The sequence below is a fragment of the Sphingopyxis sp. EG6 genome, assembly GCF_003609815.1.
Lineage (GTDB): Bacteria > Pseudomonadota > Alphaproteobacteria > Sphingomonadales > Sphingomonadaceae > Sphingopyxis.
This window is the reverse complement of record NZ_AP017603.1, coordinates 198,958-216,114: the sequence shown is the minus strand read 5'-3', so window position 1 is coordinate 216,114 and position 17,157 is coordinate 198,958. Positions and strand designations below refer to the sequence as shown.

General features: G+C 62.0%; 16 protein-coding genes. 3 read left to right on the top strand and 13 right to left on the bottom strand.

Annotation, left to right across the window (positions count from 1 at the left end; genetic code table 11):
- Positions 1 to 189: 189 nt before the first annotated feature.
- Positions 190 to 693, top strand: coding sequence for a DUF3237 domain-containing protein (locus SPYCW_RS01005; protein WP_054586689.1), 504 nt, complete (start codon positions 190 to 192; stop codon positions 691 to 693).
- 6 nt (positions 694 to 699) lie between these two features.
- On the opposite strand, the gene SPYCW_RS01000 is transcribed toward SPYCW_RS01005, so the two are convergent.
- The 10 genes from SPYCW_RS01000 to SPYCW_RS00955 form a co-directional block, all read right to left on the bottom strand.
- Positions 700 to 2,142, bottom strand: coding sequence for a coniferyl aldehyde dehydrogenase (locus SPYCW_RS01000; protein WP_232014906.1), 1,443 nt, complete (start codon positions 2,140 to 2,142; stop codon positions 700 to 702).
- Between the two features lie 79 nt (positions 2,143 to 2,221).
- Positions 2,222 to 3,403, bottom strand: a complete 1,182-nt coding sequence (locus SPYCW_RS00995; RefSeq protein ID WP_084758114.1) for an acyl-CoA dehydrogenase family protein — start codon at positions 3,401 to 3,403, stop codon at positions 2,222 to 2,224.
- The gene (locus SPYCW_RS00990; RefSeq protein WP_054586686.1) at positions 3,339 to 4,550 is read right to left on the bottom strand and encodes an acyl-CoA dehydrogenase family protein; all 1,212 of its coding nucleotides are present in this window, start codon (positions 4,548 to 4,550) and stop codon (positions 3,339 to 3,341) included. The genes SPYCW_RS00995 and SPYCW_RS00990 overlap by 65 nt, the downstream gene beginning before the upstream one ends.
- Complete coding sequence (locus SPYCW_RS00985) at positions 4,547 to 5,536, bottom strand: NAD(P)H-dependent flavin oxidoreductase (RefSeq protein ID WP_054586685.1); 990 nt, start codon at positions 5,534 to 5,536, stop codon at positions 4,547 to 4,549. The genes SPYCW_RS00990 and SPYCW_RS00985 overlap by 4 nt, the downstream gene beginning before the upstream one ends.
- Positions 5,537 to 5,601: 65 nt before the next feature.
- Entirely contained in the window at positions 5,602 to 6,894 is a 1,293-nt protein-coding gene (locus SPYCW_RS00980) for a cytochrome P450 (RefSeq protein WP_054586684.1), read from the bottom strand.
- 41 nt (positions 6,895 to 6,935) lie between these two features.
- Positions 6,936 to 7,688, bottom strand: coding sequence for an enoyl-CoA hydratase/isomerase family protein (locus SPYCW_RS00975; RefSeq protein WP_054586683.1), 753 nt, complete (start codon positions 7,686 to 7,688; stop codon positions 6,936 to 6,938).
- Positions 7,689 to 7,907: 219 nt separating this feature from the next.
- Complete coding sequence (locus SPYCW_RS00970; RefSeq protein ID WP_054586682.1) at positions 7,908 to 8,945, bottom strand: alcohol dehydrogenase family protein; 1,038 nt, start codon at positions 8,943 to 8,945, stop codon at positions 7,908 to 7,910.
- Between the two features lie 9 nt (positions 8,946 to 8,954).
- The gene (locus SPYCW_RS00965) at positions 8,955 to 10,178 is read right to left on the bottom strand and encodes an acyl-CoA dehydrogenase family protein (RefSeq protein WP_054586681.1); all 1,224 of its coding nucleotides are present in this window, start codon (positions 10,176 to 10,178) and stop codon (positions 8,955 to 8,957) included.
- Positions 10,179 to 10,203: 25 nt separating this feature from the next.
- Positions 10,204 to 10,941 (bottom strand): SDR family NAD(P)-dependent oxidoreductase, encoded by a 738-nt coding sequence (locus SPYCW_RS00960; RefSeq protein WP_054590045.1) that lies wholly within the window; start codon positions 10,939 to 10,941, stop codon positions 10,204 to 10,206.
- 12 nt (positions 10,942 to 10,953) lie between these two features.
- A complete protein-coding gene (locus tag SPYCW_RS00955) occupies positions 10,954 to 11,979 on the bottom strand; it encodes a phosphotransferase family protein (RefSeq protein WP_232014778.1) in 1,026 nt (341 codons plus the stop codon).
- Between the two features lie 112 nt (positions 11,980 to 12,091).
- Between SPYCW_RS00955 and SPYCW_RS00950 the strand changes: the two genes are divergently transcribed.
- Together SPYCW_RS00950 and SPYCW_RS00945 are read left to right on the top strand one after the other, a co-directional pair.
- Positions 12,092 to 12,940 carry an SDR family NAD(P)-dependent oxidoreductase gene (locus tag SPYCW_RS00950; RefSeq protein WP_197715647.1) on the top strand — a complete coding sequence of 283 codons (849 nt, stop codon included), beginning with the start codon at positions 12,092 to 12,094 and terminating at the stop codon, positions 12,938 to 12,940.
- A 209-nt stretch (positions 12,941 to 13,149) separates the two neighbouring features.
- Positions 13,150 to 14,913, top strand: a complete 1,764-nt coding sequence (locus SPYCW_RS00945) for an N-acyl-D-amino-acid deacylase family protein (RefSeq protein ID WP_054586679.1) — start codon at positions 13,150 to 13,152, stop codon at positions 14,911 to 14,913.
- A 97-nt stretch (positions 14,914 to 15,010) separates the two neighbouring features.
- On the opposite strand, the gene SPYCW_RS00940 is transcribed toward SPYCW_RS00945, so the two are convergent.
- From SPYCW_RS00940 to SPYCW_RS00930, 3 genes are all read right to left on the bottom strand, one after another.
- Positions 15,011 to 15,475, bottom strand: a complete 465-nt coding sequence (locus SPYCW_RS00940; RefSeq protein ID WP_054586678.1) for an Lrp/AsnC family transcriptional regulator — start codon at positions 15,473 to 15,475, stop codon at positions 15,011 to 15,013.
- Entirely contained in the window at positions 15,472 to 15,939 is a 468-nt protein-coding gene (locus SPYCW_RS00935; protein ID WP_054586677.1) for an Lrp/AsnC family transcriptional regulator, read from the bottom strand. Before SPYCW_RS00935 ends, SPYCW_RS00940 begins: the two co-directional genes overlap by 4 nt.
- 135 nt (positions 15,940 to 16,074) lie before the next feature.
- A complete protein-coding gene (locus SPYCW_RS00930) occupies positions 16,075 to 17,154 on the bottom strand; it encodes a phosphotransferase family protein (protein WP_054586676.1) in 1,080 nt (359 codons plus the stop codon).
- Positions 17,155 to 17,157 lie beyond the last annotated feature (3 nt).

Genomic DNA, 17,157 nt, shown 5'->3' with positions numbered 1-17,157 from the left:
TCCTTATACGTCCGGCTCGCCACTTGCGCGCGCAGCGTCTTCCTAAAACCGATCGATAGGCAAGCGGACGTCAGGTGGCAAGTTAATTGGTCAATTGATTATTATCGCGGCCCGTCTTAGGATACGACGCTGCCCGCTTCCAAACGACAGCCCGTAGCAGCCGAGCATTCCAACTTGATGGAGAAGAGCATGCACCTTGAACCCCTGCTGCGCATGCGCGTCGATCTGGGCAACCGCTATCCGATCGGACCGATACCAAAGGGTCGCCGCAACGTGTGGCAGCTGGGCGGCGGCACCGTCGAAGGCCCACGTATCAAGGGCACGGTCGCGCCTGTCGGAGGCGAGTTCGAGTTGATCGACCAGGAGGGCGTCTTTCACATCGACGTTCGGCTCGTCATCGTCACCCACGACATGGCGAACATCTTCGTCCAATATTTCGGGGTCGCCAACACGACGCCGCAGGCTGCGGCCAAATACAAGGCCGGCGAGACGGTCGATTTCGGCGAGACCTATTTTGCGACGCAGCCCCGCTTCGAAACCAGCCACGCGCGCTATTCCTGGCTGAACCATGTGATGGCGGTCGCCGAGGGTCGGGGGGACGGGAGGGCCGTCGAATATCTCATGTACCAATGCGTCCCCGATCAGTCGATTGGTCTGGCGCGCGCGGACAGCGTGTTCAAATTCGACGGCTAGCTCCTTCTACCGGGCGCCCGCTCCGATCTGCTTGTCGACGAAGGCGCGAAGCTTGGCGCCATAGGGCGGCCTGAAAAGCTTCATCGGCCCCAGATCCCTGCCGAGCTGAGTGTGGATCGCCTTGCGATGGCTGAATTCGCGAAAGCCGTCGATCCCGTGATAGGCACCCATACCCGAAGGCCCGATGCCGCCGAAAGGCAGATTTTCCTGCGCGCAATGCATGATCACGTCATTGACGCACACACCGCCCGAGGTCGTGGCATCGATGATGCGATCGCGTTCGCCCGCTTCCGATCCAAAATAGTAAAGCGCAAGCGGCCGGTCGTGCGCATTGATCTCCGCCACAACCTCCTCGGCGCTGTCATATGCAACGACCGGCAGAAGCGGCCCGAATATCTCGTCCTGCATCACCGCCATGTCGCGGGTCGCATCGAGAATGAGTGTCGGAGGTATCCGGCGATGCTCCTGCTGTTCGAACGTCTCGCCAGCGGGGTTGATCTCGACGATCGTGGCACCCTTCTCACGCGCGTCCGCGACATAGCCGCGCACGCGCTCGAAGTGCCTGTCCGATATCATGGCCGTGTAGTCAGGATTATCCTTGAGGGAGCCGAACATCGCCTCGGTCGCCTGCCGTGCCTCGGTGACAAAGCTGTCGCGTAGCCCACGAGGCACGAATATATGATCAGGCGCCAGGCATATTTGACCGGCGTTCAGGGTTTTTCCGGCCATGATCCGCGCTGCGGCGACGGGCATGTCCACGCTCGCACCGAGGATCACAGGGCTCTTCCCGCCAAGCTCGAGCGTCAGGGGCACGAGATTCTCCGCGGCAGCGCGCATCACATGCTTTGCGACCGAGCCGGCGCCGGTGAATATCAGGTGATCGAAGGGCAACGCCGCGAAGGCGGCCCCCACATCGGCACCGCCTGTCACGACCGCGACCTCGTCAGGCGCGAAATATTCGGCGATCGATTGCTGGAGCAGATCCGACGTTCGCGGCGTGAATTCCGACGGCTTGATCAGCGCCCGGTTCCCGGCAGCCAGAACGCCGGCAAGCGGAGAGAAGACGAGACCCACCGGAAAGTTCCACGGCGCGATGATGCCGATCACGCCTTTGGGCTGGAACCGGATTTCCGACCGGGCGCCGAAGAGGCCGAGCAACCTCGGTTCGACCGGCCGTCGTTCGCTGCGCATCCATTTGCGCAGATTGGCCCGACAGTCGCGCAGCGCGCCAAGCGGACTCATGATGTCGGTGATAGCCGATGCGTGGCGCGACCGGTTGCCGAAATCGGCATTGATTGCCTCTTCGAACCGCGCGGAATAGTCGCGAAGCAAGGCAGCACAGCGATCGAGCCGGTCAATTCGCAAATCCGCGCTCGCCTGACCGTCCGCAATATGGGCCTTGCGCTGACGCTGCAGCAACTGCTCGAGAGCAGCGCTATCGGTGGCCATCGTGTCAGCGCGTAAGCTCTTGGTCATTTTTGGTACCTTCCATAGCTTCTGAAACGGGAAGCTGACGCTTCCCCCCTGTTCACGCAGCGGCGACTACCCTGCCGATTTCACGCAGATGATAGTCCGTGTTGCCGAACAGACCGTCGATCGTGAGAATATGTTTGAGATAATGACCGACCGGAAGCTCGTCGGTCATGCCGATGCCGCCGTGGATCTGTACGGCCCCCTGCGCGGTCTCGCGCCCCAGCCTGCCAACCTGCGCCTTCAATACCGAAATATCCCGGCTCGTTGCCCGTCCGCTGTCGGCCAGCGCCGCGATATAGAGAAGCGACGCTCGCGCCTTGACATAGGCAATCTTCATATCGGCGAGCCGGTGCGCGATCGCTTGAAAGCTTCCGATCGGCCGACCGAATTGCTCGCGCGTGCCCGCGAAGTCTGCGGTGGTTGCCATCAGGACGGCCATGGCCCCGACGGCTTCGGCGGCGAGTGCGAGCCGGGCATCCGCGAGCAAGGCCTCCAGCTCCGCATCGGCGCCCGCCATGATGGCAGCCCTGTCGACCGCGACGTCATGGAGCAGGATATCCGCAACGGGCCTGCCATCGAGCGCGCGATATCGCCGCACTTCGATGCCTTCGGCATCGGCGGGCACTGCGGCCAGGCAGACCGCCTTCGTCTCCGAGAGCGCCGAGATGAGCAGCACCCCTGCTTCTCCGCCTCCAAGAACGAGTTTTTTGCTACCCCGGATGCGCGGACCGGCCTCACCTTCATAGAGTTTGGTCGACAGCGTCGAAGAGGCGCCGGTGCCGCTACCTTCCTCATGGGCGAAGGCGCCGCGCAAAGCTCCGGTGCCAATATCGGCAATCCATTGCGGCACCGGTCCCGCGGGATCGAAGCGAGCGAGCGCCCGGCCCGTGAGGATCACCGAGGGAAGCAAAGGCTCGATGACCAGATGGCGACCGAAGAGCTCCGATATCGCCACAATGTCGGAGGCCGAACCGCCCAGTCCCCCGCAGGCTTCGGGAAGCGGCATCGCGACAATCCCCATATCGACGAGTTCGCTCCAGATTCCGGTTTCCGCCTGACCAGCCATGATGCGTCGGCGCAATTCAAAGGCGTAACGCTGATCGAGCAGCCGGGAGAGGCTGTCGCGGAGCATGACCTGCTCATCGGAGAATTCGAAATTCATGGGCTCTGCCTCAGGCGCGAAGGGTCTGGAGATTGCGGGAGATGAGGTCCCGCTGGACCTCGTTGCTGCCGGCATAGATGGAAGCGGCCCGGGTATTCAGATAATAGGGCATCGCCACGAGGCTGAAGGGATCGCCCAGGGGTTGAACGCCGGACCCGACCTCAAGGGCTTCCAATTGCAACGGCAGCGCGTCGATCCCGGCAACACGCGTCATCATGATCGACAGCAGCTGCGAGAGTTCCGAACTCATCACCTTGTTGAGCGACGGCATCGCGGGATCGTCGGCGAGGGCGTGGCCGCTTAGCACCAGCTTCTCGACATGCTCGAAGGACGCGACTTCGGCTTCGAGTTCCCCAAGGTCGCGCTGGAATACCGGATCCTCGCTGAGGGGTCCGCCAAAGGACGCCGTTGCATCCCTCGCCGCGGCCCGGATCGCATCGAGTTTGCGCCTGATCGCCGGGCTATGCGCAGCGCCGCCCCGCTCATGCTTGAGCAGCGCCTTGGCGACGCTCCAGCCTTCATTCTCGGCGCCCACGCGGCCCGCCTGGGGGACGCGGACGTTATCGAAAAATACTTCGCATTGCTCGGCCACACCATCGAGGCCGATGATGGGACGGATGTGCATGCCGGGATAGTCGGTCCGGTCGAGGAGGAGAAAGGTAATGCCCTGCTGCTTCTTGCCGTCCCGGTTCGTGCGCACGAGCATGAACATCTTGTTGGCCTTGTGGGCGAGGGTCGTCCATGTCTTCTGGCCGTTGATGATATAATCGTCACCGTCGGCCAGGGCCGAGCATGACAGGGCGGCAAGATCAGAACCGGCACTCGGTTCGGAATAGCCCTGGGTCCAGTAATCCTTGCCCGAAAGGATCCCGGGGAGATGCCGGCGCTTTTGTTCGGGCGTGCCAAGCTCCATGAGCAGGGGGCCGACCATGATCAGGCCGTTGGGCAGGAGCGGCGGCAGATCGCGCTTCCAATGCTCCTCGGAGAAAATATAGCGTTGCTCAAGCGACCAACCGGTCCCGCCATATTCGACGGGCCAGGCCGGGGCGGCCCAGCCGCGCGCATATAGAAGGCGGTGCCATTCCATTGTCGCCTCGAACGGCGCGAAAACGCTTGTGGTCTTCCGCCCCGCCTCGCGGATCGCGTCGGTGGGTGCCGTATCGAGAAACGCGCAGACTTCCTCGCGAAACGCTTCGAGCGATGGATCGAAATCGACGTTCATGACGTGAGCGCTCCAGGCATCATCGCCGCCAGCCGCTTCGCGATGATCGACTCGGCCTCGCCCATGATCCGGTCGATGAGTTCGTGACACGTCGGGATATCATGGATGAGACCCTGAACCATGCCAGCCGTCCATATCCCATGATCGGGATCGCCGCGGTCCAGCCCTTCCTTCCCGCGCGCGCCCTTGACGAGATGCGCGATCGCTTCGAAGGGCTTTCCTTCCCGTTCGGCCGCAATGACTTCGGCTGAAACGCTGTTCTTTGCGACGCGCGCGGTGTTGCGATAGCTGCGGAAGATCAGGTCGGTCCCCCTCTCGTCGTTATCGACCATGGCGCGCTTGATATCGTCGTGGATGGGGGCTTCCTTGGTCGCACAGAAGCGCGTCCCCATGTTGATACCGTCAGCGCCGAGCGCCAAGGCTGCCACCAGCCCGCGCCCATCGCCGAATCCGCCCGATGCGAGCATAGGAACCTTGATCTTGTCGGCAGCGGCGGGAATCAGGATAAGCCCGGGAACATCATCCTCGCCCGGATGCCCGGCGCATTCGAAGCCATCGATCGAAATGGCATCGACGCCCATGCGTTCGGCGGAGAGGGCGTGCCGGACAGCCGTGCACTTATGGAGCACGATGATGCCATGCGCCTTGAAATCGTCGACATGCTCTTGTGGCTTGTAGCCTGCGGTTTCGACGATCCTGGTGCCGCTGTCGATGATCGCCTTGCGATAGTCGGCATAGGGCGGGGGATTAATCGACGGCAGGATCGTCAAATTGACGCCGAATGGCTTGTCGGTAAGCTCCCGGCATCTCTCGATCTCGGCGCGCAGCGCATCGGGAGACGGCTGGGTGAGCGCGGTGATGATTCCGAGGCCACCGGCATTGGAAACCGCCGCAGCCATCTCTGCGGTTCCCACCCACATCATGCCGCCCTGGACGATCGGATGCTCGATCCCGAGCAAGTCGGTTATGCGTGTTCTGATTCCCATTCCCGTATCCGTCCTGCGAATATGCTGTCGTCTCTCTGCCACGCCGCCGCGCGTCGACCCGCCGATCAACTCTGAGTGAAGCGGATCGGAAGGCGTTTCGGCCCGCTGACCAGCGTCGCCTGGGTCCAGGCCGGTTCGCCGGCGATTTCGAGCGATTCGATCCGGGGCAGAAGTTCCTCGAACAGGGTCTTCATCTCGAGGCGCGCGAGATGCTGGCCGACACATAGATGGGGCCCGTAACCGAATGCGATCTGCTTGTTTGCCGGGCGGTCGAGCCGGAACTCGAACGGATCGTCGAACACCGCCTCGTCACGGTTTGCCGACATATAGGACAGCATGACCCAGTCCCCGGCCTTATACTGGTGGCCATTCACCTCATGATCCCGGGCAACGGCGCGCATGAAATGCTTCACCGGCGTGACCCAGCGAATCGCCTCATCGACGAGAGCCGGGATCAGGTCGGGATTGGCCTTCACCTCGGCGAGCAAGGCGGGCCGCTCCGCGAGGGCCCAGATCGCACCGGCCGTCGAGGCGGAGGTGGTGTCGTGCCCGGCGGTCGCGACCAGGATGTAAAAGTCGTTGGCAGCGCGCTCGTCGATCGGCTTGCCGTCGATCATGGCGTTCGCGATGATGGTCGCTAGATCGTCGCGCGGCTCGGCGCGGCGGCTCGCCGTGATATTGGAGAAATAGGCGTGGAAGTCCGCCACGACGGCCCCGAACACCTTTATGGCGGTATCCGGATCGGCCATGGCATCGGCTTTTCGACTGAGTTCCGGATCGCGGGCGCCGAAAAGTTGCTGGGTCAGCATCAGCATGCGCTGTTCGTCCTCTTCGGGAACGCCAAGGATGCTCATGATGACGTGCAACGGATAATGCAGGGCCACATCGGCGACAAAGTCGCATTCGCCGCCGAGCCCCATCATCCGATCGACATGCGCGCGCGCGATCTCGCGAATGTCGTCCGTGAGCTTCTTGACATTGCCTGGCATGAACCAGGATTGGACCAGCGATCGATAGGCACGATGCTCTGCTCCGTCCATGTTGACCATGTTACGGGTGAGGTGCGGACAGCCGGTCGCATTCTCCACCGCCTTGAGCATCGGACTTCCGATGAGAACCGTCGAAAGATCGCCGTTGCGGAAAATGTCGGGCTGGCGCTCTATGTCCATGATGTCGCCATGTCGGCTCACGAGCCAGAAGGGATCGACACCGGCGGTATCGACAAGCGAAACGGGCTGGTGGCCACGAAGCCAGGCAAGGTCGGCGTGCAGGGTCGCGGGGTCGCCGAACGACGCCGGGTTCACAAGCCGGGCCGCCATTTCGGCTGGCGCGGCCAGGTCTTGGGTTTCATTGCTCATCGTCACTCACTCCCGATCGACCAGCGCTCCAGATGGCGCGGTCATGCTTTGCGTTTTGAAAAGGCCGCGATACGTTCGCCCATGTCGGGTCCGACGCCTGCGCTGTTGCGGACTTCGTGTGCGAGGCCGAGATGCAGCGGGACATTGTCCGTTTCAGCGAGCAGTCGCTTATAGGCGGCAATGCTGAAAGCCGAATTTTCAGCGATCATCGACGCGATCGCATCGACCCGCTCCAGAAACTCAGTATCCTCGAAGCAGGACGCCGCCAGTCCGATCTCCGCCGCCTCCCGGCCATCGATCGTGCGTGCGGTGAACATCATCTCGCGCGCCTTGGCCTGGCCCACCAGACGGGGCAGCCGCTGGCTCATTCCCCACACAGGCGTGAGCGCCCATTTGGCGTGCGTGTCCGCGAACCGCGCGCTCCGGGCGGCGAGAATGAAATCACTGGCCAGCGCCAACTCGAGCGCGCCGGTGTAACAATGACCGTGCACCGCCGCGATAACCGCCTGGGGCAGATTCGCGAGACGCTCGAGCACCGAAGATTGAAAAGAGACATCATGCGCTGCATCGCCAGACGCGATGTCCTGCAGATCATGCCCCGCAGAAAAACATTTTCCCGCGCCACGCACGATGACGCTGCGAACAGTTTCGGCCTCGCCCGCGAGCCGCGCGACATGATCTTCAAGCCGCCGAAACATGTCGTTGTTGATCGCGTTGAGCCGGTCCTCACGGTTGAGGATGATATGTGCGGTTGGCCCGTCGACCCGCAACTCTACCGACAATCCCGATGCCATGGCGTCCTCTCCGCGAGCGATTCGACAATTAATTAATTGCTCGATTATTAGATACACAAATGCGTTCGCCCGATCAACTGCATAGCTCTGCGGTCAATGCGAACGGTTTTGCCGGCGAAGCGCCGCAAGCAGAGGCGCGCATTTTTTGCCGTGTCGCCCCCCCCTTTCCGCGTGCGGTCAGCAGGGGCGCGCCGGACTCAGATCCAGCCAGTTGCGTCTTCAGGGCTCGAGGATGATCTTCAGGGTTCCCGCCTCCCGGCGGTCGAACATCGCATAGGCTTCGGCGCCGTCTCGCAGCGGCAGCCGATTGGAGACATAGGTTTCCGGCTTGAGACGCCCCGCCTGGACAAGTGGAAAAAGGGTCGGCAATTCTTCGGGGACCGAGCAGGTCCCGACCCGGAATGTGAGCCCTGCCGCGAACGCGCGTTCGAGCGGAAAGGCGAAACGGCGCGATTGCTGCACACCGATTACCGAGACGGTGCCGCGCGCCCTTACCAAGCGTAATGCCATATCGACCGTCGCGTCGCTCCCGACCACCTCGACGACGGAATCGAGTTTACGTCCTTTCGTCGCCTCCCGGATCACGGCGACGGCTTCGTCAGGGTGCAGAGCGACGGCGCCCGCCGCTGCCGCCAGCGCGCGCCTTTCTGGAACGGGATCGATGGCATATACGATATGGGCGCCCAGCACGAAGGCGGAGTCGACCGTCATGAGGCCGATCGGCCCCAAACCAATTACGGCGACGCTGCTCCCCGGGGCGATATCGGCGCTGCGCGCACCGAACCAGGCGGTCGAAAGGGCGTCTGTCATCAGCAGCGCCTGCTCTTCCGATATCCCTTCCGGGATCAGCACCGCATTGGCGTCCGCGCTGGGGACGCGAACGGCCTCGGCCTGCGAACCTTGAAGCGCGGCGGACAACCCGTAGCAGGCCGCTGCGCCATTCTCGCACCCGATCACATTGCCCGACAGGCAGGGTCGGCAGGCGCCGCAGCCCGCTGCTGCGGGGATCATGACCCGGTCACCGACGCGGAGCCGCGAGACGGCGCGTCCGGTTTCGACCACTTCGCCGACCGCTTCGTGACCGACACAAAAGCCCCGATCCTCGGAAAATCCGTGACCATGATAAATGTGTAGGTCGCTTCCGCAGATCGAGCAGGCGGTGACCCGAACGATGGCGTCGCCCGCCTCGACCGGCATCGGATCGGCCATGCTTTCGTAGCGGATATCCCCTGCCCCGTGATAAAGCAGCGCCTTCATGCCGGCCTCCTACTTCGCCATCGCCGAATATTCGGCGATCTTCTGCTTCCCGAGCTGCGACATGTGCACCTCGTCGGGACCGTCCGCGATGCGCAGATAGCGATTGAGGGTGAAGAAGTAGGCGATCGGGGTGTCGTCGCTTACGCCCATTCCGCCATGAACCTGGATGGCCCGATCCGCGACGGTTTGCGCCATTTGCGGAGCGATCACCTTGATGGCCGCGATCAGATCCTTGGCAACCTTGTTGCCATAGCGGTCCATGGCGTCGGCAGCCTTGAGCGTGAGCAGGCGCGACATCTCGATTTCACAGAAGCTGCGTGCGACGTCCTGGCGGATGCTACTTTGATCGGCGAGCTTCTTTCCAAAAGCGACGCGGCTGTCCGCGCGGCGCGCCATGATCTCGAGCGCGCGCTGCGCCTGGCCGATCGAACGCATGCAGTGGTGAATACGTCCCGGCCCGAGACGCCCTTGCGCGATCTCGAACCCCCGCCCCTCACCAAGAATGAGATTTTCCTTCGGTACGCGTACATTGTCGAAGCGCAGTTCGCACTCGCCGCCCGGCGAGTTCATCGATCCGAAGACGGTCTGGTTGCGCACGACCGTGATCCCTGCCGTATCTCGCGGCACGAGGATCTGCGAATGTTGGGCATGGCGGGGAGCATCGAAGTCGGTCTTTCCCATCACGATGAAGATCGCGCAATCGGGGTGCATCGCATTCGAAATCCACCACTTCCGGCCGTTGATGACATAGTCGTCGCCGTCGGGCTTGATGGACAGCTCAAGATTGGTGGCATCGGATGAGGCGACCTGCGGCTCGGTCATCACATAGGCCGAGCGAATCTCCCCGTCGAGCAGGGGCTGAAGCCACTGCTGCTGCTGATCGGGGGTCCCGAATTTCGCGAGCACTTCCATATTGCCCGTGTCGGGCGCGGAGCAATTGAACACCTGGCTCGACCACGGCGATCGGCCCATCACCTCGGCAAGTGGAGCATATTCAAGATTGCTGAGCCCGGGCGAGAAGCGGCCATATTCGTGTGGGAGGAAGAGGTTCCACAAGCCCTGAGCACGCGCCTCGGCCTTGAGGGCGGGCATTCCAGGCCACTCCTGCCACAGATTCCTCTGGTCGTGGATGAAGTGGTAATACTCTTCCTCATTGGGGTAGATATGCGCATCCATGAACGTTTCGACCCTCTGCAGGAGGTCACGGACCTTTTCGCTATGTTCGAACTGCATGTGTATCTCCTGTCAGAATGGCAAATCAGAGCGTCAGGCCACCATCGACGACCAGCGTGTGGCCGGTGACGTAGGAAGCGAGCGGGGATGCGAGGAATATGGCGGCACCCGCCATATCGGCGGGCGTCCCCATGCGTCGCTGCGCGATCGTGGCGAGCGCGCCGTCGAGACGAGCGGAATTCTGGGTCGTGATCCGTGTCAATTTGGTATCGACGAGCCCCGGAGCGAGACCATTCACCCGAATCCCGTCACCGGCAAAAGCCTGGCCCAGCGTTTTGGTCAGACTGATCGCGGCCGCTTTGGACGCGGCATAAGCCGGGTTTCCGATATTGCCGCGCAAGCCGGACGTCGAGCTCACGATAATAATCGACCCGCCGGACGCCGAAAGCAGTGGCCGGAACTTGCGCGCGCAATGCATCAGGCTGTCGATATTGACCGCCATGACACGATCCCACCCTTCGCGCTCGAACTCCTGGCGCCGATATAATACGGTTCCCTGCGACAAAATGAGGGAGTCCAGCGTGTCGAAGGGAATCTCCGCCGTCTCGATAGCCTCGGGCGTCCCGACATCGACGCAATGATAGCCCAGTCCTTCAAGGTCGGACCCTTCATCGGCGCTGTAGTCGGACGCAGAGGCGCGCGTCCCCCAGATATGAACATTGGCGCCGCGGGCGCGAAACCCTTGGGCTATGCCGTTGCCGATCCCGCTCGATCCGCCGACGACGAGAATATTGCGTCCGCTAAAATCGGTATCGTCGATCATCATCTTTCCTTTTCAACGAATGATGCTGAGGGCGCGCTCGAACAGAGCGAGCGTGTGCGCGTGAAGCCGTTCGCCGGTTTCTCGCGGCGCCTTTCCGGCACAGGCCCGCGCAAAGCTCCCTTCCAGAATGATGCCCAACTTGTAGCAGGCGAGCACGATGTACCAGTCGAGAGCCGCGAGATCCCGGCCGCTTGACGCTGCGTAATGCGCCGCGAGGTCGGCAGGAGATGCAAGATCGGTGAGCTGATTTGCCATGGCGTCCGTGGCGAAGGATGAGCCATCGGTCGGCCATGTCGCGATCAGCCAGCCGAGGTCGAGCAGGGGGTCGCCAATCGTGCTCAATTCCCAATCAACGAGGGCTGCGAGTTCCCCGCTGTCCGGCCGGATCATCACATTTGCAAGATGCGCATCTCCGTGGATGATCCCCGGTTGAAATGCGCTTGGGCGATGGCGATCGAGCCAGGCCGCCACCGCGTCCACCCCCGGGATGGCGCCAGGCCCCGGCCACCCGGCTAGATCGGCATAGCTTTCAAGCTGGCGGCGCCAACGCCCCACCTGGCGTTCCAGGAAATTCTCGGGCTTTCCAAAATCCGCGAGGCCGACCGCCCGATAATCGAGCGCGCCGAGTGCGGCGATCGCCTCGACCACGGCGAGGCCCATGCGGCGGCGCAGCAGCGGCTCGCGAGCGTGCAAGGCGGGGAGCCCGGACATCGGGTTGAAGCCATCGACCGGCTGCATGAGATAGAAAGCAGCGCCAAGGATCGTCTCGTCGCTAGATCCGGCGATGAAGCCAGGGTGAGGAACATCGCTACCGCGCAGTGCCTCGAGGACGCGCATTTCGCGGCGCATCGTCTCATTGGATCCCGCGCGCAGGACCGGCGGCGGCCGGCGGAGAACAAATTCGGACGGCCCGCGATGGAAGCGGAGGAGAATATTCTGGGTTCCGCCAGCCAGAAGCCGGACGCCGGAAATCGAGCCACTTCCAAGGCTCCGGGCTTCCATCCAGCGATCAAGCGAAACAAGATCGACACCCTCCACCGCGCCCTCCGATATTTAATTAATTGCTTGTATAATCGCATTTGACGGCCGCGCATGTCAATGCCAATCCGGAGGCGCGAATGGCGGCGAAGCACGGAAGCGCGCGCGCAATTTGCGCGACGCCGTCGATTGGCTCGATGGCGCTTCTCAGTTTTCGATCATGGAGGTGATGGTGAATTCGATCGAATTGGAGGGCCGCGTTGCGATCGTGACGGGCGCGGGAAGCGGGATAGGCCTTGCCGTGGCAAAGCAATTGCTTGCCGCCGGCGCCGAGGTACTTGCGACCGATATCGATGCCTCTCGCCTTGAGTGGTGCGATGGCACCAAGGGAACGCACGCCTGCCGGCATGACGTGACAAGCGAAGCCGATTGGGAGACGGCGATCGGCTTCGCCGAAAAGCTCGGCCGGCTCGACATTCTCGTGAACAACGCCGGCATCATGCTCGACACGCCTTTTGCGACCGCTCCTCTCGACGATCTGAGAAGGCAATATCGGATCAATGTCGAGGGTCCGTTCATGGGGATGCAGATGGCACTGCCGCTTTTGTCGATGCGTCGTCAGGCGGACGGCACGTCAACCGCCGCCATCGTCAATATCTCATCAATCTATGGGACGGTGGCAGGGGACCGTTATGCCGCTTATAGCGCGAGCAAGGGCGCAATCCGTATGTTGAGCAAGGCTGTCGCGGTCGAACTGGCCGAGCGTGCCGTAAGAGTGAATACAGTGTTGCCGGGTCCGACGGCAACCAGGCTCGGCGCCCATCACGAGAGACCTACCGCCGCGAACGGCGAACCAGCGTGGGTGGAGCAGGTTGTTGCCGCATGGAACAGCAAGATTCCCGTGGGCCGGATGGGCAATGTCGATGACATCGCGCCGTTGGTCGCGTTCTTGGCAAGCGACGGCGCACGCTACATCACGGGTTCCGAGTTCATCGTCGATGGTGGCTACACCGCGGTTTGAGCATCCCGTCGGCGCATCGGCCTGCCCCTTTCGCGCAAAGGGAGGGTCGAAACGCCATCAAGACAGTCCAGACCGGCCATGACATCATTTCCCATTATATTTGACTCAATGGTGGATCGCATAATATAGATACTTGCATCATTTTTGTCGAATTTGAGAACCAAATGCCGACCATAATGTCGAGCAACACAGAGAGATGGGAGAATGGGATGCCTAAGTTTGACACGCTCATCAAAGGTGGCACGATCGTCGATGGCACGGGCTCGCCGCGGTTCGTGGGCGATATCGGAATCAAAGACGGGATCATAACGGACATTGGCGCCGGGATCAGCGGCGACGCGAGCGATGTCATCGACGGCACCGGGAAGATCGTCGCGCCGGGGGTGATCGACGCCCATACGCATTATGACGCTCAACTGCACTGGGATCCCTATGCCACAAACTCTGGCTGGCATGGCACCACGACAATCGGCGTGGGGAATTGCGGTTTTGGCTTTGCCCCCTGCCATCCGCAGGACCGGGAGCGCTACATGCAGATGATGGAGACCACCGAACAGGTTCCCGTAAATGCGATGCGGACAGCGCTCGGCTGGGACTGGGTCAGCTTCCCCGAATGGATCGAGCATCTCAAGCGGGTGCCCAAGGGGGTCAACGTCGCCAGCTATGTTCCCCTCAATCCGCTCCTAATCTATGTGATGGGCCTCGAAGCAGCGAAAAGCCGTCCGGCAACTGCGGAAGAGCGGGAGCGCATGAAGCAGGAACTGCACGCCGCCATGGACGCGGGCGCAATCGGCTTCGGCTTTTCCTACCAGGGCGAGCATAACACCCACATCGACTGTGACGGCACCCCGATGCCGAGCGACACGATGAGCCGCGAGGACATTCTGGCGCTCGCGGAAGTGCTTCGCGAGCGCGGCGAAGGCTCGATCCAGGCCCTCGTCGATACCCCGGGTGCGCGCTTCGGTGAGATCGCGCTAGAGGTTGCACGGGTGTCGGGCCGGCCCGTCCTCCACAATGTCGTCATCGTCAACGACTTTCTGCCCACTTATCATGAGGAAGTCCTCGCTCTGGTCGACAAGGCGCGGGAAGAGGGGCTGGAAATCTTCACCCAGACCCTGACCACGCGCGGCTGGAACGAATTCAAACCGATGGACTGGGATATCTGGAACATCATCCCCGAGTTCCGCGAATTCACCTTCGCGGGCGATCGCGCGGCAAAAGTCGCAAAAGCGGCGGACGAGGATTATCGCACGCGCTTGCGCAACGTGTACAGGCCTGAACTGCTCGCACCGGCCGGCGGACCGCTCGAGCATTATGTCCTGAACGACGCTTGCGGCGTCGCCCCATGGAACCAGTATGAAGGCAAGTCGGTCGGCGAAATCGCGGCCGCCGTTGGCAATCGGCCCACGATCGACGTGTTTATGGATATCGTGGTCGATACCAATGCCGACAGCGATTTCCTCGTGGCCGAAGGCATGAGCTTTGACGACGAGAAAGTCGCACAGGTTCTCAAACATCCGTTCACCATTCCGGGAACCTCGGACGGCGGAGCGCATGTGAAATTCTGGGCTGGCGGTCAATATTCGACGGACGCGATCATCTGGATGGTTCGCGAGACCGGGTTGATGACGCTTGAGGAAATGCACTACAAGCTCAGCGCGGTTCCGGCAGAAGTGCTCGGACTCCACAACCGGGGCACGCTGGCAGCGGGGCAAGCGGCCGATCTTTTCATCTACGACTATGAGGCGCTCGACTATCCGCGGCTCAAATATGAGATCGCCCATGATCTTCCCGATGGCGACTGGCGGCGCGTCTGCAAGCCCCAGGGCATCGAGCGGGTGATGGTGAATGGCGAGACGACCTTCGTCAATGGCACCGAGTGCACTGGTGCGACACCGGGCCGACTGGTCGGGTCGGGCGGTGCCGACATGGATGAGCAGCTGATGCATCCAATGGCGATCGCCGCAGAATGATAGTGAATCTCCGGAAGGGGGCGCAGGCCGTCCCCTTCCACAGGGTCGCTAGTGCGGAGCCCGTGAGCCCGAGTCCCGGCACCTCGGCCGGGTGGGGTCAGCGTTTTCTGGAGACCAGGGCGATATCGAGATTGTGCTTGGCGACCGAGACGATCTCGACCGTTTCTACCCGGTGTACGCCGGATCGCCGCCGTAAATGCATGTGAATAATATCTGCCACGGCCTGACGACTTTGCGCCGCCACGAGCAGAACGATATTGAAGCGTCCTGTCATCAAGGCAGCAAAACTCACTTCGTCGAAACTGGCCATCGCCTCGACCACGTCGCGCGCCGTTTCGGGAGATGTCTGAACCCGCACCAGAACAGCGGTGGTCATTCCCAACGCGGCTGAATCAGCCACCGCCGTGATCTTCGCAGCGCCCGAATCGGACAGCTTCTTCAGGCGTTTACGGACCGCAGTGTCCGAGATACCCAACAGGCGCGCCGCTTCGCGGTTACTGATGCGCGCATCTTCGGCGAGGAGGCCAATGATACGCTGGTCCAGATCATCGAGGCGCATCATTCGGATCCCAGCTTGCCAAAGCGGGGATCCAGTTTCACGATCTCCAGCGCCGTATTGACCTCGTAGGAGGCGATGCCTTCGATCTTCGCAATCTGCTCGTCGACGATCCGCTGGAGCGCAGCGCCATCGGGCGCATTTATATTGGCGAAGATGTCCGGGCTGCTCATCGCCACCGAAACACTGGTGCATGCATCGAGCTTGGCGAGGTCTTCAGCGACATTTTCGGGCGTGCGGCCTTCAACATTGAGATCGACCAAAGCGAACACCGAATAACCCAGAGCGCGCATATCGCGCTGCATCATGACGCGCAGGATATTGGCATCTTCGAGCGCCCGGATCCGGTTCGCCACAGTAGGTTCGGAAACGCCGAGTGTTTCCCCGATGTCCTTGTTCGTTCTGCTCGGATTTTCCTGAAGCGCGGCAATGATCGCCCGATTGAGATCGTCGAGGATGTCGCTGCTCATGGATATCGCCCGTTTCCAGTTAGCCCGCTCCGGCGGATGCCGGCCACGTCTCCGTATCGGTTGTCAGCGCAGCACGCCAGCCCGGAAGTTTGCTCGCAATTCCCGGAGCCGAGCACGGACTTGGGCGGCTCCGGCTTAACGGCCCTCCCCAACCGCCCAAATCGCTTCCATACCAGCGAGGAATTCATCGCGCAGACCATCGGGAAAATTGCGCGACATCGACAGTTGGACGACCAGAAGCGGCAGCGTCACCGCCCTGCGGAAAAACTCGAAATGCTCGACCCTGCGACCCGTCACGCTTTCATAATGGGCCACCCAGCTCGCGTCATCGGGAATCCTGGCGGCGACTTCGGGCGCCGACACAGCTCGATAATAGGAATTTGCCATACATTGCATGGCAATGTCGTAAGCCGGAGCAACGATACCCGCGAGTTCCCAGTCGATGATCGCGCGTACCTCGTCGCCTTCGAGCATGTAATTGCCGAGACTTGGATCGCCATGGATCAGCGCCAGGTCATCATGATGAATATCGGGCTGGTTCGCAAACAGCCAGGACCGCAACCGCTCGAGCCGCTCGCGATGCGGCGGCTGCACCCACTCGACGGTTTCCCAATACCAGTTGATATAGCGTTCGAAATGGGTCCGGCCCGCAGCCTGGCGAACGCAGGACGCGACCGCGCTGCCTTGCCAGTCGGCGCCATGCACGCTGCCCAGGGCCCGGAAAATCGATGCGATCCGCCGCTCGCGCACATCGGGCGCCGCGTCGCCGATCAGCCCGGCGCTGAAGGGCGACGCGTGCGCGACATCGCCTTCGACCTTCTCCATGATGAAGCCCGGCAGCCCGAGCACGGCGCCGTCGGGATCGATCCAGCGCGCGCGCGGAACCGCAAGCCCGGCATCGGCCAGACGCGCCTGCAGTTCATATTGCTGCCTGATGCCATAGTCGAAGAATATGCGGCCCTCGTTGCGGAGCGGCGCATAGCGCAACACGAGCGGCTCGACCTTGCCCTCCAATATTGCATCGAACACGACAACGCCGCTCGACGCGCCCGCATTGGCGCCGCCACCGCGAACATTGGCGATTTCCACCGGCCCCGCGATGTCCGGCTGCTGTGCCAGGAAGCGGGCAATGTCCGCCGGGTCTATATCGGTAAAGTCCGGCTTGGTCGCCCGCATCACGCTCGCGATAACGTCCGGTTTCGGTGTCTCCGCCATCGC